The sequence below is a fragment of the Sodalis sp. (in: enterobacteria) genome (assembly GCF_047607725.1).
GTDB lineage: Bacteria > Pseudomonadota > Gammaproteobacteria > Enterobacterales > Enterobacteriaceae > JBLKSS01.
On the sequence record NZ_JBLKSS010000007.1, the window covers coordinates 1 to 20985 of the forward strand.

The window sequence follows — 20985 nt, forward strand, 5'->3', positions numbered from 1 at the left end:
ACCGTTCAAGCATTCAAAATAAATGAAGTGCTCCTGTGTTTTTGCAAACAATTCTGGACTGTCCAAAATAGCCATTTTTTAGAGTTCAAAGGAGTCCAGAATTGACTGCAAATTAGTCCAGAATCTTTTGCATCGCTACATGCCATTGACGATTTCGGCGCCGGTTACAGCAATCTCGGCTATCTGATAACGATGCCGGCGGACGTTATCAAAATCGATCGTTCGCTGATAAGTAACATGACGGTGGATGCGCGTAACCGGGTGATTTTGACCTATCTGATTAAAATGCTGCATGATTTGCACTATCCGGTGATCGCCGAGGGCGTCACGGAACGGACCAGGCGACGTTTGACGAAGTGGCCGCGCTGGGGTTTGATGGCGCACAGGGATTTTATATCTCACGCCCGCTGCCCCTGGCGGCGTTCGATCAGTTTATGGCGACGGTGGGGCAGCCGTAGCGGGCCGTGCCTAACACGCCGGCCCCGATCTGAGCGCCCGGGCGTGTCGCCTGCTTCAGCTTCCGCCACCGGCCGGTGACGATGCGCTGTCCACGGCGGCCAGGAGCGTCGCGATGCTCGCTTCCGACAGCGCTTTGGAGAACAACGGCCCTTGCAGTTCATTGCAGCCGACCTGCTCCAGCGCGGCGCGTTTTTCCTCACTGTCCACGCCACAGGCGGTGACCGACACGCCCATGGCGTGGCCCAGGCGTATCACCGATTCGACGATGGCTGCCGCATTGTCGTCTTGTCCCATATGCTGGATGAACGACGGTCGATTTTGATTTTATCCCCCGGGAAATTATTGAGGTGCCGGATGCTGGCGTAGCGGGCGCCAAAATTTTCCACGGTGATGGTAAACCCGCTGGCCCGCAGCGCCTGCAGGATGCCGAGGGAGTAGGCGTCTTGATTAAACAACACGCTTTCGTTGATGCCGAGCTCGATGCGTGACGGATCGCACTGCTGTGCTTGAAGAATCGCCGTGGCGCGCTCGACGAAGTCGGGGCTGTAAAATTGCACCGGCGTGATGCTCACCGCAATAAACCGATCCGGCCATTGTTGCGCGACCCGGCAGGATTGGGTCAACATCCATTCCCCCAGGGCAATGCTTAGCCCGCTCTCCTCGGCGACCCTCAGCAGTTGCGACGACGACAGATAGCGGTGCTGGGGGTGCTGCCAGCGCAATTGCGCCTCAAAGCCGACGATCTGTTCTCCAGAGATGTCCACCTGCGGCAGGAAATGGAGGGTCAAGGTATCTTTGTGCTGGAGCGCGGCACGAAGATCTTCCGCCAGCGCCTCACGCGCGCGCAGCGACTCGTCCAGCGATTGCTCGAACCACTGGAATCCGTCGCGGCCGCGCGCCTTGGCGGCGTACAGGGCGATATCGGCCTTGCGTTTTAAGTCCTCTTTCTCAATAGCATCCGCCGGGGCCAGCGCGACGCCAATGCTGACCCCGATCAAAGATATCGCGTCCGCCGAGCGCGAAAGGCTGTTTGACGGCATCGATGATACGCAGACCGAGCGCCCGCACCGCCTCCCGCGCCTTGACGTCGCGTAGCAAAATCAGGAATTCATCGCCCCCGGTGCGCGCCACCATATCGCCTTCGCGTACCAAATCGCACAGCCGCGTTGCCACGGCTTTGATCAGCGCATCCCCGCCGTGATGGCCGAGACTGTCATTGACCTGCTTGAACCTATCGAGATCCAGCGCCAGCAGCGCGATGCAGTCCGACTGGCGGGAAGTATAGGCCAGCGCCTGCGCCAGCCGGTCGTCAAGCATTGCCCGGTTGGGCAAGCCGGTCAGCACATCGTGATAGGCAACATGGAGCGCCTGCGCCTCGCTCGCCTGCAGCGCTATCAGGGTTTGGTGCTGGCGCCGCGCCGATTGCCAGATGGCGCGCATCATCCAGGCGATCACCCCGAACAGCAAGATTGCCAGCGGGGGAATCACGGGCCAGATAGCCCGCAGCACCTCGGCGCCAGGATGCTGCGACCGCCAGCGGAGGGTGCTGACCGTTTGTCCCTGCGGGTCGACCAACGTCAGGGCGGTCTCGCGGCGGCTGGGAGGATTGTCGCTGAAGCTGAGGGGATTAAGCAGGTGGCGATTGCTCAAATCGTTTATAAAAGCCGCGTCCAGCGGTACCACGCTGAGCAGATAAAACACCGGGCCGGTACCGCCTGCCGGTGGCCGCACCGGGCTTACGGCTATCACCGCGGGTTGGCCAGCGATACGGGCAAAGACGGCAAAGCCGCGGGGCACAAGCCGACGGGTCGGCGTCAGACTGACGTGATTATCGCGCGCCGCCAGCGGGGCATTCTCAGGCCGGCGGGAGGCGGCATCAATGAGCCTCGCCGCCTGCGGCAGCAACGGCACTAGCACCTGGGGCGAGACCGACCGGCCATCTATCGCGGCGTAGATCCCCTGCCGGCGGGCGTTGAGCAGGTAAACCTGCTGATGGTGAAATACCGTAAACAGCCAGCCGCCGACATTTTCGTCCAGCCTGGGCCGGATGAGTTGCGCGTACAGCGGCGGCCAGGCGGTGATGCTGTACTGTTGAACCGCCAGTTCGTGCAGGTGATGGGCGACGGACGCGCGCACCGTTTTCTGTTCACGCCGGACGACATTTGTGTTGATTTGCCGGGAGGTGAGCCACAGGCTGGCCGCCGCGGCGCTAAGCGTCAGAAGTAACACCAGCAGTAAGGGGAACGAGACATTTTTGAAAAAAGTGCGCTGGAATCCCTCGGGTAAAGCCATACGATTATTCAACAGTCAATGTTTCCTATCGCGCCGCCGCGGGCGCAGGTCGTGGTAGTGTCATTCAATAGGCTAGAAAAAGGTGGTCGTTTAAGCAAGTTTTGTTCGCCCGCGGCGGGTGCCGCGAGCCTGAGCCGGCGCAAGGATACCCGGCCGTCAATCGGGCCAGTAGCGCCGCGACCAGCGCCGCGCGTGGGGGCTATGGCGCCAGGGCGTCATCAGATGCTCCAGCGCCAGCACCATCAGGAAGCTGACCACGCCCAGCAGAGCCAGAAAGGCGATGGCGGCAAAGGTGCCGGCGGTGTTCAATCGGGAGTTGGCCTGCAGCAAATAGGCGCCCAGCCCGCCGCTGGTGGAGGCAGTCCATTCGCCTATCACCGCACCGGTCACGCTGAAAGTCGCGGAGAGCTTCAGGGCGGAAAACAGCGGCGTGTAGGTGGCCGGCAGTTTGACATGGCGAAAAATGCCGAGCCGGCTGCCGCCCATGGACCGCACCAAATTCAGCATATCCCGATCGACGGAATGCAGCCCGTCGAGCACATTGACTACCACCGGGAAAAACACCACCAGCGCGACGATGACCAACTTGGGCACCAGGCCGAACCCCAGCCAGATGGTCAAGGCCGCCGAAATGGCGATAACCGGCACCGCCTGACTGGCGATAAGAATTGGATACAATACGCTCCTTACCCAGGGCAGGGCATCCATTACCACCGCGAAGGTGAAACCTGCGCCGGCGCCCAGCACGAAGCCCAGCAAAAAAGTGAGAAAGGTTTGCCGGAAACCTGCCAGTAGCACTGGCAAATCAGCCAGAATATGGGCCCAGGTCAGCGCCGGCGAGGGCAGAACATACGGCGGGATCGCCCACTGCTGGACCGCAGCGGCCCAGATGGCGATGACCAGCAGCAGGGCGAGGATCGGTCCGCCCACCGCCAACAGCCATTTAGGCAGGGTTTTCATGCTCTACAGACTCCGTGGTCGCGTCGTGATAAATCAAAGAGAGGATCTGCCCTTTCAGCGCGATAAAGCGCGGGTCGGTCAGCGTGGCGAGCGTGCGTGGCCGGGGGACCGGGACCGGTAAGATGGCGCGGATGCGCCCCGGGCGTGGCGTCATCACCACTACCCGATCCGCAAGCATAATGGCTTCGTCAATGTCATGGGTGATAAACACCACCGTCCGGCGCTGTTCCGACCACACCTGCAACAGCCATTGCTGCATAGTGAGGCGGGTTTGCGAATCCAAGGCGCCGAACGGCTCATCGAGCAGCATAATATCGTGCTGCATCGCCAGAGTGCGCATCAGCGCCACCCGCTGGCGCATGCCGCCGGACAGTGCGGTGGGGTAGTGATTGATAAACTCCCCCAGGCCGTAGCGTCTGGCCAGCGCCACGCCCTGCGTGCGCTGCGCCCGGCTGGCGCCGCCGTTGATAACCGCGCCCAGCACAATATTGTCGATGACCGTCTTCCACGGCAACAGTAAATCTTTTTGCAGCATATAGCCAACGTGGCCGCTGCTGCCGGTCACGTCGCGGCCGTCGATCAGGATTTGGCCGCTGTCCGGGGCCAATACGCCCGAAATGACATTGAACAATGTACTTTTGCCGCAGCCGGAGGGACCGACTAAGCAAATAAATTCCCCTTGCCGCACTTCCAGATCCGTCGGCGCCAGCGCGGTGAGTGCGCCGAAACTGCGGCAAACCTGGCGTAACGCTAATTTCACGGCGGACATCAGCAGCCCCTTTATGTTAAGCCTCGGCAAAAAGTTCCGGCGCCAAAGGTCTGTTGGGCGCCGGCAATCAGCGCCGGCGCCCAGGATATGTTTAGCGCCGAAACTCAGTACCGGCGCTGCGGGTCTGCCAAGGGCCGGTCACTAAATCCGGCGCCGAATGCATTTTGGCGCGCCGGTGGTATATGCCCTTATTCCATTTTTGTTAAATGGCGCGCCAAATTGCAAAGTGCGATCTATGGCAAGCGCATCAAATTGCACGGAATAGCCGCCGGACCGCTGCTGGACGGCAAGCAGGGTGCTCGCGCCGGCTATCCCTCACGGCGCCTGCAGGGGTAGTGACGGCGTCCTGCTGCTCAGCATTCATTGTGTCAGACAGGTTTTTCAACGCAACAGCCCCAGATAGACTTCCACGTCACGGCGTGGACAGGATCTAGCGCCTTTGCAGGTCAGCCGGACGTCGCGTCTCAGCGGGCGCGGCGGCTAACGGGCGGCGCACGTTAGCCGGGGCGGCGATTGCACTTGCGCCGCGTTGACTTATAATGTCGCACGGCGTTTCCTTTGTCACGGTCTGCGCCTACGAACCGTTAGCGTTTACCGCTTTTGTCACTGGGTTGACATTCTATCAGAAATTGGCGCGTCGCTGGACGTTGACCCCCTGAAGGTGTCATGCAATGAGAGGTGCCGTCCCGGCGCCCGCGTGTTATCATGGGCAACAGCGACGCCCTCACTTTTCATCACCTTTGATGTGATTGCCCGGTTGTGTCCTAGCGGAGCTTAATGTCGCGCGCATGTTCCCTTGTCCGGCCATTTCGTCGCAATCAATGCTTAACCACCAGCAGGAGAAAAAATGTCCAGTGTTTATCCCGTTTCACGCCCGCGCCGTTTGCGCCGCACCCCTGCTTTGCGCACTTTGTTCCAGGAAACCGAGGTGCAGTTAAGCTCTCTGGTGCTGCCGATATTCGTCGAGGAGGAGGTCAACGACTATGTGCCGGTGTCCGCCATGCCGGGCGTGGTCAGAATACCGGAAGCGCGTTTGGGCTTTGAAATCGAGCGCTATGCCAAAGCCGGCATTCAATCCGTCATGACCTTCGGCATCTCCCATCATCTGGATGAGGTCGGCAGCGATACCTGGCATGAAAATGGATTGGTCGCGCGGATGGCGCGCATTTGTAAAGAGACGGTGCCGGAGATGATCGTGATGTCCGACACCTGCTTTTGCGAATACACCACCCACGGTCATTGCGGCGTTGTGCACGATAACGGGGTCGACAACGACGCTACGCTTGTAAATTTGGGGCGTCAGGCGGTGGTGGCGGCGCGCGCCGGGGCGGATTTTATCGCCCCCTCGGCTGCGATGGACGGGCAGGTCCAGGCGATACGTGCCGCCCTTGACGGCGCCGGCTTCACCGACACCGCGATCATGGCGTATTCCACCAAGTTTGCCTCGGCATTTTATGGCCCGTTCCGCGAAGCCGGCGGTACCGCCTTAAAGGGCAACCGCAAAAGCTATCAAATGAACCCGATGAACCGCCGCGAAGCGATTCACGAGTCGCTGCAAGACGAGCAGGAGGGGGCCGATGCGCTGATGGTGAAGCCGGCCGGCGCGTTTTTGGACACTATCCGTGATATCCGCGAGGCAACCCATTTGCCGCTCGCGGCGTATCAGGTGAGCGGCGAATACGCGATGATAAAATTCGCCGCCGCCGCCGCCGCCATTGACGAACGGCAAATCGTGCGTGAAACCCTGGGCGCCATCAAGCGCGCGGGGGCAGATATTATCCTCAGTTATTTCGCCATGGATATTGCCGAACAGGGTTTTTGATTGGCGGCGCCCGGCGCGGCTGTGCGCTAGCAGGCGGGTCACAGCGTTGTAGGAGGCGGGCGTTTATGCGGTGCCATAAGGGTCATGGAGCGCCAGGCGCGAACAATGACGGCGCAAACAGATTGGCAGCGGGAGGAGAGGGCGGGTGACGCCGCCCGCCGGTGAAAACGCCGCTCGGCAGCGGCTCAGCGCGACGACATTTTCGCTCAGGCGAGCGTCGGCGGCGGCATCACCAGGGTAGTTTGGTGCTGACGCTACCCAAATTGAAAAAATACGTCCCATGTCTTGCTCAATGGACAAACTCTGCTTAAATAAACCTGTGTCATTTGACAATGACCCAGCGATTATTACTATCCTAAACCGGTTGCGCCCGTTTTTTTGCGCGTAACGACGCGTTGTGCGTCTTCTTTATTTTCCACCAGGCGAAAAGCATCGTTCAGTTCATCATTTCCGAGGATGATTATGACTAAGACTCTTTTGGCTGTCGGCTGTCTGGCCGGCGTTTTCTGCTGTTATTCCGCGCGGGCCGCGGAAGCCGCGGGTACGATTAACGCGACGCTTACCCTGACCAATGGCTGCTTGATCAACGACGATCCCGCCACGACCAACGCCAATTTCGGCAACCTGGATTTTGGTACCCATGCCGCGACTTTCGATACTTTGGAGGCGACGATGAGCGGCGCCATCGGCGACGGTATTCGTGTACGCTGCTCCGACGGCGCCGCGTCCTACATCGTTCAGATCACCGGCAGCAGCAATCCCGCGCCGTCCAATACCCCCTATGGCACCGTAACCGCCAACGCACATAACATGACGTTGACGACCGATCCGACGCAGGCGGTGGCGTATACCCTGTATAACGACGCCGGCTTTACCTCCGCTATCGCCAACGGGACCAACTTGACCGCCGCTTCGAATTCGGATCCGGTCAACGGCGAAATTTATCCGATTTATGGCCGCATTACCGGCGGAGGAAACAGCACTAATATTCCCGCCGGGACCTATGCAGATGTGATAAACGTCCAGATCACCTACTAAATTTTGCGCCAGGGAGAAGGGCGAGAGCGAACAACCAGGGGGCGGCGGGCCGATGCGTCCGGGGGCTGCTCCTTGCCGATTTGGTGACTTTTCAGGCAGCGGCGCTGCCCAACCAAAGCTTTCAGGTGACGGCGACCGTGGTCGACGGCTGCTTGATAACCGGCGGCCCCGCCATCGGCAAGCTGGATTTCGGTAGCCATGCCGGTAGCGACAGACAGCGTTTTACCGCCGTCATGGTGCAGAATACGGCGTTCACGCTGGCCTGCACGCCGGGCACCACGTTGACACTGCGCATTGATGGCGGCAGCCATTACACCAACCAGCGTAATTTACAGCGCGTCGGCGGCACCATGCTTATTGGCTATCAGCTTTATCGCGATGCGGGTCTCACGTCCACCGGCGCTATTCCGGTGGGGCAAAACGTGCCGCTGACCTATAGCGATGCCAATCATATTGTTCTGCCGGTCTATGGTGCGCTGCAATCACCGGGTATGTCGCCGGCGGGGACCTATACCGATACCCTGACGGTCACGATGTCATGGTAGCGTGCGCCGCGCGCCGACAGGGCGAAGGCGGGTAACTGCCGGCGAGGGAGCCGGCGGCAGTATTAAAAGGCAGTGAATAATGACAGGAGCAGGTAGAGGTCGCGCCCTGGGGCGCATGATGGTGTGGCTGACGGTGGTCGGCCTGCAGGTCGGCGGGTTGGCGCGGGCGGGAAATGCTGTCCTTATCTGGCCGGTGGATCCGGTCATTAGCGCCACTCAGAAAGCCGGGGAATTATGGGTGGAAAACCACGGCGCCAGCACCACGCTCATTCAGGTCAGGGTGTTTGGTTGGCAACAGCGCAACGGCAGCGATAGCTATCAAGCCCAGCAGCGCGTTATCGCCAGTCCCCCGATGCTGCGTCTCGAGCTGGGACAAAAACAGATGGTGCGTCTGCTTAAGCAACAGCCGCCAGCGGCCGGCGAGGAGCTGGTCTTCCGGATATTATTGGATGAAATCCCCACGCCGCATCTGGATCCCGCGGATAAAAACCACAGCGTCAATTTTCAGATGCGCTACTCGTTGCCGCTATTTGTTTACGGTGAGCGGGGGCCGCGCCCGACGCCGGCGATCCTCTGCTGAGCTGGCGCGTTGTTGAAGAGGGCGGCCACGCGTTTCTGGAGGTGAGTAATCAGGGGCCGGTGCATGCCCGGCTTAGCCAGGTGCATTTAGACCGGCAGCGTCTGAGCGAGGGACTCTTCGGCTATGTCCTGGCGCACGCCAGCTACCGTTGGCCGCTCAAGGGGAACGTGGGCCGTGGCCAGCAGTTGAAATTTCGGTTGGATAACCACGATCGCCTCTGGCGCAGTGGCCAGCAGCAAGCGCGGTGATGGAGCGCTGCTGCCGGTTTGGTCCATTACCGCGGCCTAAAATGCGCGGTTGCCGGCCCGGTCTTCTCCCGCTGTTTATCCTGCCGCCGGCTATCGGCGCCGACACACCGCTTCTTGACGCCCTGCTGCTGCTGCCCAGCGCGGCCGAAGCCAGCCGGCGACAGCAATACCCGCTGGGGCTTATCGTCAATCAGGCCGACAACGGGCTGATTGTGCCTGTCACCTTTGCCCAGGGGCATTTTCTGTTGCGCGCCCAGGATCTGCGCCAGGCGGGCCTGCCGGCGGAGAAGTTAACGGCCGACTGGGTTGACGTCTCGGCGATGCCGGAAGTCCAAGTGCGTTTCGACACACAGCGCCAGCAGTTGTAACTCAGCGTGCCGCCGGCCTGGCTGCCGGCGCAGGCGTTTTCCCACAAGCATCACGCGCCGCGCTATCCCGCCAGAACCAGCACCGAAACGGTGCTTAATTACGACGTGTATACCGCCCGTTTTTACAACGGCGCGCTGCGCACCTCCGCCTTGAATGAATGGCGCATGTTCGGCGATGACGGCTTTTTCAGCCATGACGGCGTGCTGCAGCGCAGCCTGAGCGGCACCACTAGCACCCGTAACGGCCTATATTCGCTATGACACCGCCTGGTCCAATCAGAATGAAGATGACGCACTGAGCTGGACCGTGGGGGATTTGATTACCGGGGCGGTGTCCTGGAGCAGCCGCGTTCGGCTGGGCGGCGTGCAGATCGCGCGGGATTTTGCCCTGCAACCGTATCGGGTGACCTACCCGCTGCCGTCGTTTAGCGGATCGGCGGTGGTGCCTACCACCGTCGATATGTTCGTCAATGGTTTCAAAACCAACAGCGAATCGTTACAGCCCGGCCCGTGGTCGCTGAATAATCTGCCTTCGCCTTGTCTTTCGGTTTTCGCGGGCGAGCCGGTAGCACCACTGTCTCATAGTGATTTGCCAGGGCCTGGTAGCTCTGGTTTATGACCGGCTCATAGCGGTCAGGGGTGCTGACAGCGCTGCGCAGATTATCAGGTATCAGCAGCTCCGGAACCCCACCCATGAAGTGCAGGCAGCGGCTATTGGCGTTGAGCCACGATGCTATGTCCTGGCTTTCGCAGGCTTCGATATACGCATAGCCTGATACGCCTATGGCAGCGACGAAGATAGCGGCCTGGCTAGGCTACCGGTCGCAGGGTTGACGGATAGGTACGGTGGGGCCACAGAAGTCGATGAAGAGCTTTTCGCCGGCCTTGTGCTCCATGCGCATGGAACGCCGCCGCTTCTTTTTACAGTCACGGAACAGTGCACAGAACTGTGAGTATCCGAGGGCATCACCGCCCACGGCGGCCTGATATTCCATCCAGAGCAGCTGTTTGGTCACGCCCTTGCGGCTTAACTCGGTATCGATATCAAGCCAGCTGGGTAAGGTCTTGATAGCCTTGCCGGATTTGCCGGGATAGAGCAGGCGGTAGAGGTCGACGGGGGACAGTTCCGCCGGCAATGGCCAGACCAGGTTAGCTACCGTGAATCGGCCGAGGATATCGTGCACTGTGGTACAGCCGATGCCGAGCGATGCTGCTCAAATTTCATGCGCAATACATTGATATAGATGCACATTTCTGTTCTCGCATTCTTCTTTTTACGTGCCATGCCATACCCCCGGAAGCTAAAAGTCTCCAGAGTATGGCGGAACAGAAGATGAGCGATCGGACAGAATCGGAATCAGTGATCGGACGTGACCGGAACCAGCACCCACCACGCGGGACGGGAAGGATGGCAGGGAATGCCCGAATGTGCCGCTCAATGCCCTACTGGGGAGGGTGGTGTGGTTAACGGGCTGGCCGACACCGCAGGCGGCAGACAGTTCGGGCGGCGGGCAGGTGAAGCGGGCGATGGGGAAAACACGGCACGGCTCGAATCTGAACGACTTTGCCATGCTGTCCCTGCCGATACGGTTAACGGCTTCTGGCGAGAGGCTGACTGGCTCTTATGCCGCGATGAAAAGTGGCGGCCAGTTGAACCCGGCGCATTCCCGTTGGCTGATGGGATTGCCGCCAGAGTGGGACGACTGCGCGCCTACGGTAACACCCTCAATGCGCCAYAGGCACAAAACTTCATCGCTGCCTGTATGCACGCCCTCACCCTAGACACCGCTAAAACAATCCCACTGCCAGACGTCATTATGACTCCCTTTGAGCAGGAGGTCAGCGCATGAGCTATCAGGAAATAAAACATCTGCGCCGTCAGATTGAAAAGCGCCTTAACCGTGCCATGCATCACTTGAAAGCAGACCATTCTGCTGCAGCGTATTGTGAATTTCAAAATGCCTTCGAGATATTGGCCGAACTGATAGCCCGATTAGATGAGGAGGACACATTATGAGCATTACCTGCATCGACTGCCATCAGGCGATTCAGCACCTGCAGCCCGTCCAGGCAGGCGTTATTCAACAAACCTAAAGCGGTGAGTGGGGGATTGACCTGGTTCTGGCCTGCCCACATTGCGGGCAGCAATATGGTGCCTGGGTACTTAACGGGGACCTTGTTCCCTTAAGCGGGATGACGGCAAAGTCACCCGCAACGCCAGCCACACCCCATCATCAAACGCAGGAGGGAAATAAACGATGAACCTTGACCTTTGGCTGGTTTTTCTGGGCGGTGTGTTGCTCAGTGCGCTATTACCGGGCGCAGGTACTATCCTCACCCTTAACCATGCGCTCCTGCGTGGATGGCGCAAGACGCTGCCGCTTATTGCGGGTCAGGCGACAGCATTAGCCTTGATGATGCCGTTTATCGCCGTCTTTGCTGAAGAATTGTGCGCCTCAGCAACAGCCTGGCGGCTACTGCAACTGATTGGCGTACTCTGGCTGCTGTTTTCAGCATACAGGGTCTTGCGTGCGCCGGTCGTCGTGGATACCCATGATGTCGTGGCGCTAACCAGCGGCGCACAACGTTTCTGCTGGTGGTTGGTGACCGATATCACCAACGCCAAAATGGGGGTTTTCCTGCTTGCCACCGCGCCTGTCTTCCTTAATCCAATCCAACCTTTAAGGCCGCAAATAACCATAATGACCGCCACGCTCGTCATGGTCGATGCCCTGATAATGACACTCTACGCCTTCATCGCCGCCCGCTTGCGTCCTTATTTATCGCCAGAAAGACTTAAGCAACAGAACAGCCTGTTTGCTGGTTTCCTGGTGTTGATTGCGGTCAGTCTTTGTTTTGTTAAACACACGCCTTAATTCACTGAAAGGAGAGACATTATCATGTGGATATTAATTTTATCGATGCATGCCAGTCCTTATACCGATGCAGCTTTTTCCTCACTGCATACACAAGAATTTGACACGGAAACCTCCTGTCAATAGGCCGCCAGCCAGTTCGCAGTAAAATTTGAAACGTTCAAGGATATTGATGCCAAGGCAATTTGCGTGAAGAAGTCATAGTGGAAAAACGGCATTTACTGCATTCAATTGTATAGTAATGATATATATTTTATAATCCTTCAGAACMCGAAGGATTATTTTTTTATTRATGGCATAAGGAACCTCGCCCTCGACAATAAAGGACGCCACCGATGACCCGACAAAAATACCTGTAGTTAATCCATATTGCCGCCAGGCAACTGAAACTGGACGAGGATACCTATCGTCAGCTCCTGAAAAACCTGACGGATCAGTCTTCGGCAAAAGTACTTAGCACGACAGCCCTTGACCGCGTACTGAAAGCATTAAAAAGACAGTGCTTTCGTATTCATTCCCATCAAATACCCGCAACCACTCAGACTCAGGCCTATTTTCCACAGCTACAGAAAATCCGGGCCTTGTGGCATCAGATGGCGAGTGAGGGGATAGTCCGCGATGGCTCAGAGAAGGCCATGAGTCGCTTTATTAAACGGGAAACAGGTATCGATCGCCCTCAATGGCTCAATAGCCAGCAGGCCAGCCAGGTGATTGAACGCCTGAAAAAATGGCAGCAGCGTACAAAAGGAAACAATCATGGGTGCCGCCAAACACAATGAATTACTTGATTACCTTGCTGAATCAGTGCAAGTGGTCCTCACCGGAAAGACGGATATTCCCCAGAAATGCGTGCGACGAGCAGCAGGATTAGTGAAAAGCTGGATGACTTTTGTCTGGGCAAATAGCGTCATTTACGTTCCCAAACAGCTGCATAGCCAAAATCTGTCACGCAATCAGAAGATTTTTACGGATTTTGACGGCTATAACCATCCCGCATTGTCGGAGAAGTATGGCCTTTCTATCCAGCGTATCTATGCTATCGTCAAATAAATGAAAGAGGAACATATCAAACAGCATCAAGGCACACTGTTTGATTTATGCAATTTCAGGGAGGGAGCAGAGAATAGCAGCAATGAACGCCCGTATCACATCCTGGAAGATATCATTGCCCATACTTCATCCTGCCTGCAGGCTCAYCTTGCCCTCGACAGAAAACAGGCTGATGGCCTGGGGGASGCAATWGCACAACATTTTTCACAGCATCGCCACGGACTATTTGGCTACATTCGTTCTGGCACTACGCAACAACCACCAGACATCAACCAGGGTTGCTTATTTGATATAAGCACTGAAAATATCGAACACGACTGACTTTTGCCATCAATAATCTTGTTGCACTGAGTGTAACAGAATTACAGTTTCCATCTCACATCTCCCCACATTTATCTCACGTATTCGGTTTAAATATCTCACGTCTGATCATCCGTGGGTCGTTGAACGGCGCTTTTTGGGTATTGAATTCGTAATAATACACCGCCAGCTTCGGGGAAATGTGGACCTCGGGGCTAATCTCCTTTTTCAATGATTTAAACAGCGTTTCGGGGATGGTATAGGTTACATCGATTTCGCCGGCGCGGTAGCGCTTAACGTCGGCGGTGCAGGAGGTCACCGGCAGATAGGTCTCTTTGTTGATAACCGTATGCGCGTTATCCCAGTAGCGGCTGTTTCTGATGCCGACAACCTTTTCATTGACTACCCACTGCTCGAGTTTATAGGCACCGCTGCTGACAATATTGCCTGGCTGGGTCCATTTATCGCTGAATTGATCAATAACTTTCTTATCAACGGGGACCAGGGCGGGATGCGCCAGCATTTGCAGGAAATAGGAGATAGGTTTCACCAGCGTCACTTCCACCGTCTCGGCATCAAGAGCTTTGATGCCGGTTCATCTGGGTTTTTCTTACCGTCTACAATATCCTGCGCGTTAAGCACTTGCATGTTGCTTAAATAACTTGCATAGGGCGAGGCCGTGACCGGATTAACCAGCCGACGCCAGCTGAAGACCACATCCTCCGCGGTGATAGGATCGCCGTTCGACCAGCTTAGCCCCGGTCGCAGATGAAATACCCAGCGGGTATTGCGTTCATTGTCCCAGCGTTCGGCCAGACGCGGACGGATTTTCCCGTCATTATCCACGCTGACCAACCCTTCAAAAAAATCGCTGATAATATTAAATTCAACATCGCTTTCCACTTTTTGCGGATCAAGAGACGCAGGCTCGCTGCCGTTATTGCGGACGATTTCCTGATCCGCCGCCAGCAGCGTCCCGGCCGGCACCACTGCTGCCTGCACCATTAATGGGGATGCCCCCAACACGCCCAACAAAAGCGCCAGCAACGTTTTCCTGCCATAAATCAAAGGTAATAATTTCATCCCGCCCTTCTCCCATAATTATTTTAAACCTTAAACATCTAATTAATTAACATGTTCGTAGAGTTAGGGAAAACACTTTTGAACTGACACGTTAAAACAGACGGAAACGACGGGAGCGGCAGACCGCGGCGGCAGATACTGATCTGGTCAGACTCATGTTGGAATAGGAAATGGACTTGGGGCAGACGCCGACGCCAAAGCAGGGTTGCACGTACGGCTTTGGCTAAGACAGCGGGTAACATAACCGCTGAACCATGGAGCTGGAGGCAGCCAACATACCAAGCACTGCGGAAAAGTGCCCGGCGACCTTCGGTAATTCGTGGCGCGCCGCTACCGGCAATAAAAAAGCCCCGGCCTTGGCCGGGGCTTTTTCTGCGTTGCAAGGGCATATCATCCGGCCGCTGCCGGGGCGGTAGGCTTCGCCTCCGCCGACATCCCTTTGGCGCGTAACTTACAGGGCGACCACGTTAGCAGCAGACGGGCCTTTCTGACTCTGCTCAATGGTGAATTCTACGCGCTGGCCTTCGTCCAGGGTTTTGAAATCGTTGCTCTGGATGGCGGAAAAATGAACAAACACATCTTTGCCGCCGTCAGCCGGAGTGATGAAACCAAAACCTTTACCTGCGTCAAACCATTTTACTAAACCAGTTACTTTATTAGACATTTGTACTTCCTTCATTAAGATAAAAACCGCCTGCGGCGATAGAGGGTCTGCTTGCCAGCATGTACTTATGGGCACGTATACACGTATAGTAAGAAGGAAATTCGTCGAAGAAGTGATGGTGGACTATCGCTTTTTGCTGAACAACTTTACTAAAATGACTTACATGAATAGGTCTGTACCACAAACCGATGACGCTATTAACGCATACTCCCGCCAAGGGCGCAAGCGTTATTATGAAGAAAAATGATATAACCAGTGGGAATAATACCTCGACCCTGCACGCTTTTCTTGCCGCCGCCAATGTGGGTGCGGCGTGATACCGTTTCACCCGTTTCGGGGCCCGCCACGCCCATGCTCGTTTCTGTCCTGCTCCCTAGCGTGCTCATCAGCAATTCCACATAGCGGAACTTACTGCATCTCCATGGTGCATGTGCTGCTCTGGCGTCCTCTTTGCGCCCCGAAATGGGGCAAAACATCCCCCATTCTCATTATATGGGCTGTTAATGGGTTGTAACTTAACCCTTCAATCCGCTATCTGCCATTTTGGCATTACCTTTGCTATGAGGTTACAGGCGTCATGCCGTCTTAAAGGAAGGATGTGTCCGAACACATCAAAAATCGACTGCTTTATTCTGCCTCACAGGACGAATTATGAAAAAAATGATGATTTCCACACTGGTTGCCACCGCTGCCCTGTTTGCGGTAGCGAATCAGGCTCACGCTGGGGCCACCTTGGACGCGGTCAAGAAAAAGGGCTTTATTCAATGCGGTATCAGCGATGGCTTACCGGGTTTTTCTTATGCTGATGCCAGCGGGAAATTTACCGGGCTGGATGTGGATGTTTGCCGGGTAGTTGCCGCGGCCGTATTTGGCGATGCGACTAAAGTAAAATACATCCCGCTGACCGCCAAGGAGCGTTTTACGGCTCTGCAGTCAGGTGAAGTCGATATTCTGTCGCGCAACACCACCTGGACCTCTTCCCGTGACGGCAACATGGGCTTTGTTTTCGCCGGCGTAAACTATTACGATGGCATTGGTTTCTTGACGCATAACAAAGCCGGCTTAAAGAGCGCCAAAGACCTGGATGGCGCTACCGTCTGTTTGCAATCCGGCACCGATACCGAGTTGAACGTGGCCGACTTCTTCCGCGCCAATAAAATGCAGTACACGCCGGTGACCTTCGATCGCGCCGACGAAAGCGCCAAAGCGCTGGAGTCAGGCCGCTGTGATACCTTGGCAACCGATCAGTCAGGGCTGTACGCGCTGCGAATCAAGCTAAGCAAACCTGATGACTGGGTGGTATTGCCTGAAGTGATCTCGAAAGAGCCGCTGGGGCCGGTGGTACGCCGCGGCGGCGGCGATTGGTTCACTATCGTGAAATGGTCGCTGTACGCCATGCTGAACGCTGAGGAAATGGAAATCACCTCGCAAAACGTTGACGAGCTTGCCGCCAACCCGAAAAACCCTGATATGGCCCATTTGCTCGGCAAAGAAGGTCATTACGGCGAAGAGCTGAAACTGTCCAACGACTGGGCGCATAACATCATCAAACAAGTCGGCAATTACAGCGAATCGTTTGAACGCAACGTGGGTCAGGGCAGCGATCTGAAAATCAAACGCGGTTTGAACGCTTTATGGAATCACGGCGGCATCCAATACGCCCCGCCGGTACGTTAATAGCTGCCACAGTTCAGGAGCACCGGCGCCGCCGGTGCTTTTTCTTCGATTTTTCCTGCTGAGGCTTACCTATGCAACACCGCCCAACCGTAACGGGAAACTTTTCCCTGACCAACCCTGCGGTTCGCGCCTGGATTTACCAGATTCTGGCTGTTGTGATCCTGGTGGCGTTTGTCGGCCATCTGGTGCATAACACTCTGACCAACCTGAACCACCGCGGTATTACCTCCGGATTCGACTTCCTCAATAACGCCGCAGGTTTTGGCATCGTGCAGCATCTCATTGATTTTGAACAAGGCGACACCTACGGGCGGGTCTTTGTCGTCGGTCTGCTCAATACGCTGCTGGTGTCGGCGCTATGTATCGTTTTTGCCTCGATACTGGGTTTTATCATCGGCCTGTCGAGACTGTCCGAAAACTGGCTGCTGCGTAAACTCTCCACCCTGTATATCAAAATTTTCCGCAACATTCCGCCGCTGCTGCAAATCTTCTTTTGGTATTTCGCCGTTTTGCGCAACCTGCCTGGACCGTGTCAGGCGGTAAACGCTTTCGACCTCGCGTTCTTAAGTAATCGCGGCTTGTATCTGCCCGTCGCCGATGCCGGCCTGGGCGCATCGGCGACGCCCCTCGCGCTGCTGGCGGCCATAGCCGCCTCCAGCGCCACCATCAGCTTAAAACCGGCCAATTGCGCCGCCACTGGCCATGGATAATCGTGCTGCTGGTAGCGCTGCCGGCGCTGGTGCAGTTTATCGCCGGTCCTGCCGTAGTCTGGGATGTGCAGCAGCTGCGTGGCTTTAATTTTCGCGGCGGGATGGCGCTTATTCCCGAGTTTGAGGCACTGACGCTGACGCTGTCGGTGTACACGTCTGCGTTTATCGCCGAGGTGATCCGCTCCGGCATTCAGTCGGTGCCGTTCGGCCAGCACGAGGCGGCGCGCTCGCTAGGCTTGCCGAATCCGGTGACGCTGAACAAAGTGATCCTGCCGCAGGTGATGCTGGTGATCGTTCCTCCCCTTACCAGCCAATATCTCAATATCGTCAAGAACTCTTCGTTGGCGGCCGCGATCGGCTATCCCGATATGGTGTCGTTGTTCGCCGGTTCGGTGCTCAATCAGACCGACCAGGCCATCGAAACCATCGCCATTACCATGGGTGTTTATCTGGTCATCAGCCTTGCTATTTCGTTGCTGATGAATATTTATAACAAGCGCAAAGCGCTGGTGGAACGTTGAGAGGTCCCGATGACTATGACCTTATCTCCGCAGGAATCCATCGCGTCGGCCTCACGTAATCGGCTGGTCCTGGCGACGCTATGGATCAAACGCAATTTGTTTTCCAACATCACGAATAGCCTCCTGACCCTGCTCTGTCTCTGGCTGTTGTGGATAGCCTTGCCGCCGCTGGTGGAGTGGGCGTTTATCAAAGCCAATTGGGTGGGGACCTCGCGCCTGGATTGCACTCGTGAAGGCGCCTGCTGGGTATTTATTCACGCGCGTTTCGGCCAATTCATGTATGGACTGTATCCGCTGGATCAGCGTTGGCGCATCAATGTCACCCTTATCCTGTGCCTGCTTTCGCTGCTGCCGATGTTTTGGTGTGGCATGCCGCGCCGCGGCCGCTATATCACCTGCTGGGTGATAGCGATTCCCGTCTTCACCTGGATCATGCTTTACGGCGGCTTTTTCGGCCTGAGCCGCGTGGAAACCCGCCTATGGGGCGGCCTAACCCTAACTTTAATTATCGCCGCGGTGGGCATCGCCGGCGCGATGCCTTTGGGGATTATTCTGGCGCTGGCCCGGCGTACCGCTTATCACCGTGCTGTTTATGTCCTCGGTGATGCTGCCGCTTTTTCTCTCCGAAGGCACCCAAATCGATAAACTGCTGCGCGCGCTGGTGGGCGTTATCATGTTCCAATCCGCCTATGTGGTGGAGGTCGTACGCGGCGGGCTACAGGCGCTGCCTAAGGGCCAGACCGAGGCGGCGGAATCCCTGGCGCTCGGCTATTGGAAAACCCAGGGACTCGTTATCCTGCCGCAGGCACTGAAGATGGTCATCCCCGGACTGGTCAATACCATCATCGCGTTATTTAAAGACACCAGACTGGTGGTCATTATCGGGTTATTCGATCTGTTTAGCAGCGTGCAGCAGGCAACGGTGGACCCCGCCTGGCTGGGCATGTCCATCGAGGGTTATGTCTTCGCCGCGCTCGTTTATTGGATTTTCTGTTTCAGCATGTCCCGCTATAGCCAGCATCTGGAAAAGCGTTTTCATACTGGACACCAGCATTGAGGTTTTTATGAGCATGAATAATAACGCCGCCCCTACGGACAACCTGATGATTACAATGGAAAACGTCAATAAATGGTATAGACAGTTCCATGTTTTGAATGATATCAATCTGCAGGTAAAAGCCGGAGAGCGCATCGTGTTATGCGGCCCCTCCGGATCGGGTAAATCCACGACGCTCCGCTGTATCAACCATCTTGAGGAGCATCAACAGGGCAATATCGTGGTTGACGGTACCCTGCTCAATGACGATCTCCGCAATATCGAGCGCGTCCGCACCGAAGTCGGCATGGTATTCCAGCACTTCAATCTGTTTCCACACCTGACCGTCATGCAAAATTGCATCCTGGCGCCCACCTGGGTACGCAAGATGCCAAAGAAAGAGGCTGAGGCGCTGGCGATGCACTATTTGGAACGAGTGCGCATTGCCGAACATGCGCATAAATTTCCCGGTCAGTTGTCGGGCGGACAGCAGCAACGGGTCACCATCGCCCGTTCGCTGTGCATGAAGCCGAAAATCATGTTATTTGATGAACCGACCTCGGCGCTGGATCCTGAAATGGTGAAGGAGGTGCTGGATACCATGATAGGACTGGCTGAAGACGGAATGACCATGTTGTGTGTGTGTGACCCATGAAATGGGCTTTGCCCGCACCGTGGCCGATCGGGTGATCTTCATGGATCGCGGTGAGATCGTCGAACAGGCACCGCCGGAGGCGTTTTTCGCCCAGCCGAAATCGGCGCGCACCCGCGCTTTTCTCTCACAGGTCATTCACTAATTTTCCCGGCGGGTGCTCGCCCTGCTGGTTCCGGTCACGTCCGATCACTGATTCCGATTTCACCCGATCACTGATTCTGATTTCATCCGATCACTGATTCCTGTCGCCCGATCAGCGATTCCGATTCTGTCCGATCGCTCATCTTCTGTTCCGCCATACTCTGGAGACTTTTAGCTTTCGGGGGTATGGCATGGCACGTAAAAAGAAGAACGAGAAAACAGAAATGTGCATCTATATCAATGTATTACGCGTGAAATTTGAGCAGCGTCGCTCGAATCGCACCATCGCAGCAGCGCTCGGCATCGGCTGTACCACAGTGAACGATATCCTCGGCCGATCCACGGTAGCTAACCTGGTCTGGCCATTGCCGGCGGAACTGTCCCCTGTCGACCTCGACCGCCTGCTCTATCCCGGCAAATCCGGCAAGGCTATCAAGACCTTACCCAGCTGGCTTGATATCGATACCGAGTTAAGCCGCAAGGGCGTGACCAAACAGCTGCTTTGGATGGAATATCAGGCCGCCGTGGGCGGTGATGCCCTCGGCTACTCACAGTTCTGTGCACTGTTCCGTGACTGGAAAAAGAAGCAGCAGTGTTCCATGCGCATGGAGCACAAGGCCGGCGAAAAGCTCTTCATCGACTTCTGTGGCCCCACCGTACCTATCGTCAACCCTGCGACCGGTAGCGTACGCCAGGCCGCTATCTTCGTCGGGCGTATCAGGCTATGCGTATATCGAAGCCTGCGAAGGCCAGGACATGGCATCGAGGCTCAATGCCAATAGCCGCTGCCTGCACTTCATGGGTGGGGTTCCGGAGCTGCTGATACCTGATAATCTGCGCAGCGCTGTCAGCACCCCTGACCGCTATGAACCGGTCATAAACCAGAGCTACCAGGCGCTGGCAAATCACTATGAGACAGTGGTGCTACCGGCACGCCCGCGAAAACCGAAAGACAAGGCGAAGGCAGAATCAACCGTGCAGCTGGTAGAACGCTGGGTGCTGGCCCGGTTGCGTAAACGTACATTCTACTCGCTGGCCGAACTCAACCAGACGATACGAGAACTCAATCATGAGTTGAATCTGCGCCCGATGCGTCATTACGGCAGACAAAGTCGCCTTGAACGCTTCGAGCAGCTGGACAAGCCGGCTCTTGGGCCTCTCCCGCCCACGCAATGGGAATACAGTGAGTAT

At 56.5% G+C, this 20985-nt stretch carries 19 protein-coding genes and 7 pseudogenes; 19 read left to right on the forward strand and 7 right to left on the reverse strand.

The features are described 5' to 3' along the window. Nucleotides 1-192 precede the first annotated feature (192 nt). A complete protein-coding gene (locus ACMX3H_RS00395) occupies nt 193-537 on the forward strand; it encodes an EAL domain-containing protein (RefSeq protein ID WP_415209368.1) in 345 nt (114 codons plus the stop codon). On the opposite strand, the pseudogene ACMX3H_RS00400 reads toward ACMX3H_RS00395, so the two are convergent. The 4 genes and pseudogenes from ACMX3H_RS00400 to ACMX3H_RS00415 all read right to left on the reverse strand — a co-directional run bounded on the left by ACMX3H_RS00400 (nt 514) and on the right by ACMX3H_RS00415 (nt 4480). After that, nucleotides 514-1499: pseudogene (locus ACMX3H_RS00400) on the reverse strand (putative bifunctional diguanylate cyclase/phosphodiesterase). The gene ACMX3H_RS00395 and the pseudogene ACMX3H_RS00400 overlap by 24 nt on opposite strands. After that, on the reverse strand, nt 1408-2763 hold the full coding sequence (locus ACMX3H_RS00405) for a diguanylate cyclase domain-containing protein (RefSeq protein ID WP_415209369.1): 1356 nt from the start codon (nt 2761-2763) through the stop codon (nt 1408-1410). Before ACMX3H_RS00405 ends, ACMX3H_RS00400 begins: the two are co-directional and overlap by 92 nt. Nucleotides 2764-2907: 144 nt before the next feature. Continuing rightward, nucleotides 2908-3711, reverse strand: a complete 804-nt coding sequence (locus tag ACMX3H_RS00410; protein WP_415209370.1) for an ABC transporter permease — start codon at nt 3709-3711, stop codon at nt 2908-2910. Then, complete coding sequence (locus tag ACMX3H_RS00415; RefSeq protein WP_415209371.1) at nt 3695-4480, reverse strand: ABC transporter ATP-binding protein; 786 nt, start codon at nt 4478-4480, stop codon at nt 3695-3697. Before ACMX3H_RS00415 ends, ACMX3H_RS00410 begins: the two co-directional genes overlap by 17 nt. A gap of 847 nt (nt 4481-5327) precedes the next feature. Here ACMX3H_RS00415 and hemB point away from each other — a divergent pair. The 8 genes from hemB (at nt 5328) to ACMX3H_RS00455 (ending at nt 9700) form a co-directional block, all read left to right on the forward strand. After that, entirely contained in the window at nt 5328-6302 is a 975-nt protein-coding gene (hemB, locus tag ACMX3H_RS00420) for a porphobilinogen synthase (RefSeq protein WP_415209372.1), read from the forward strand. A gap of 462 nt (nt 6303-6764) precedes the next feature. Next, a complete protein-coding gene (locus tag ACMX3H_RS00425) occupies nt 6765-7340 on the forward strand; it encodes a spore coat U domain-containing protein (protein ID WP_415209373.1) in 576 nt (191 codons plus the stop codon). An 83-nt stretch (nt 7341-7423) separates the two neighbouring features. Next, nucleotides 7424-7885, forward strand: coding sequence for a spore coat U domain-containing protein (locus tag ACMX3H_RS00430; protein ID WP_415209374.1), 462 nt, complete (start codon nt 7424-7426; stop codon nt 7883-7885). A gap of 79 nt (nt 7886-7964) precedes the next feature. Then, nucleotides 7965-8465, forward strand: a complete 501-nt coding sequence (locus tag ACMX3H_RS00435) for a molecular chaperone (RefSeq protein WP_415209375.1) — start codon at nt 7965-7967, stop codon at nt 8463-8465. Between the two features lie 41 nt (nt 8466-8506). Beyond that, complete coding sequence (locus ACMX3H_RS00440) at nt 8507-8713, forward strand: hypothetical protein (RefSeq protein ID WP_415209376.1); 207 nt, start codon at nt 8507-8509, stop codon at nt 8711-8713. Beyond that, nucleotides 8710-9081: a hypothetical protein gene (locus ACMX3H_RS00445; protein ID WP_415209377.1), complete on the forward strand. Its 372-nt coding sequence runs from the start codon at nt 8710-8712 to the stop codon at nt 9079-9081. The genes ACMX3H_RS00440 and ACMX3H_RS00445 overlap by 4 nt, the downstream gene beginning before the upstream one ends. 6 nt (nt 9082-9087) lie before the next feature. Beyond that, nucleotides 9088-9342, forward strand: coding sequence for a hypothetical protein (locus ACMX3H_RS00450; RefSeq protein WP_415209378.1), 255 nt, complete (start codon nt 9088-9090; stop codon nt 9340-9342). Between the two features lie 46 nt (nt 9343-9388). Beyond that, nucleotides 9389-9700, forward strand: coding sequence for a hypothetical protein (locus ACMX3H_RS00455; protein WP_415209386.1), 312 nt, complete (start codon nt 9389-9391; stop codon nt 9698-9700). On the opposite strand, the pseudogene istA (ACMX3H_RS00460) reads toward ACMX3H_RS00455, so the two are convergent. Further along, nucleotides 9606-10366, reverse strand: a pseudogene (istA, locus tag ACMX3H_RS00460) (IS21 family transposase); the annotation flags it as partial. The gene ACMX3H_RS00455 and the pseudogene istA (ACMX3H_RS00460) overlap by 95 nt on opposite strands. Before the next feature lie 561 nt (nt 10367-10927). Between istA (ACMX3H_RS00460) and ACMX3H_RS00465 the strand changes: the two are divergent. From ACMX3H_RS00465 to ACMX3H_RS00485, 5 genes are all read left to right on the forward strand, one after another. Beyond that, nucleotides 10928-11098, forward strand: a complete 171-nt coding sequence (locus ACMX3H_RS00465) for a hypothetical protein (RefSeq protein ID WP_415209379.1) — start codon at nt 10928-10930, stop codon at nt 11096-11098. A gap of 241 nt (nt 11099-11339) precedes the next feature. After that, nucleotides 11340-11957 (forward strand): LysE family translocator, encoded by a 618-nt coding sequence (locus ACMX3H_RS00470; protein WP_415209380.1) that lies wholly within the window; start codon nt 11340-11342, stop codon nt 11955-11957. A 389-nt stretch (nt 11958-12346) separates the two neighbouring features. Beyond that, a complete protein-coding gene (locus tag ACMX3H_RS00475) occupies nt 12347-12736 on the forward strand; it encodes a regulatory protein GemA (protein ID WP_415209385.1) in 390 nt (129 codons plus the stop codon). Beyond that, the gene (locus tag ACMX3H_RS00480; protein ID WP_415209381.1) at nt 12714-13007 is read left to right on the forward strand and encodes a Mor transcription activator family protein; all 294 of its coding nucleotides are present in this window, start codon (nt 12714-12716) and stop codon (nt 13005-13007) included. Before ACMX3H_RS00475 ends, ACMX3H_RS00480 begins: the two co-directional genes overlap by 23 nt. Then, complete coding sequence (locus ACMX3H_RS00485) at nt 13008-13328, forward strand: hypothetical protein (RefSeq protein ID WP_415209382.1); 321 nt, start codon at nt 13008-13010, stop codon at nt 13326-13328. 109 nt (nt 13329-13437) lie between these two features. Here the strand turns inward: ACMX3H_RS00485 and ACMX3H_RS00490 are convergent. Both ACMX3H_RS00490 and ACMX3H_RS00495 read right to left on the reverse strand, forming a co-directional pair. After that, nucleotides 13438-14390: pseudogene (locus tag ACMX3H_RS00490) on the reverse strand (ABC transporter substrate-binding protein); the annotation flags it as partial. A 451-nt stretch (nt 14391-14841) separates the two neighbouring features. Next, complete coding sequence (locus ACMX3H_RS00495) at nt 14842-15054, reverse strand: cold shock domain-containing protein (protein ID WP_415209383.1); 213 nt, start codon at nt 15052-15054, stop codon at nt 14842-14844. A gap of 651 nt (nt 15055-15705) precedes the next feature. Here ACMX3H_RS00495 and ACMX3H_RS00500 point away from each other — a divergent pair. From ACMX3H_RS00500 to istA (ACMX3H_RS00520), 5 genes and pseudogenes are all read left to right on the forward strand, one after another. Continuing rightward, nucleotides 15706-16731 (forward strand): amino acid ABC transporter substrate-binding protein, encoded by a 1026-nt coding sequence (locus ACMX3H_RS00500; protein ID WP_415209384.1) that lies wholly within the window; start codon nt 15706-15708, stop codon nt 16729-16731. A gap of 71 nt (nt 16732-16802) precedes the next feature. Further along, nucleotides 16803-17962, forward strand: a pseudogene (locus ACMX3H_RS00505) (amino acid ABC transporter permease). A 9-nt stretch (nt 17963-17971) separates the two neighbouring features. Next, nucleotides 17972-19019: pseudogene (locus ACMX3H_RS00510) on the forward strand (amino acid ABC transporter permease). Nucleotides 19020-19032: 13 nt separating this feature from the next. Then, nucleotides 19033-19795, forward strand: a pseudogene (locus ACMX3H_RS00515) (amino acid ABC transporter ATP-binding protein). A 190-nt stretch (nt 19796-19985) separates the two neighbouring features. Continuing rightward, nucleotides 19986-20985: pseudogene (gene istA, locus ACMX3H_RS00520) on the forward strand (IS21 family transposase); the annotation flags it as partial.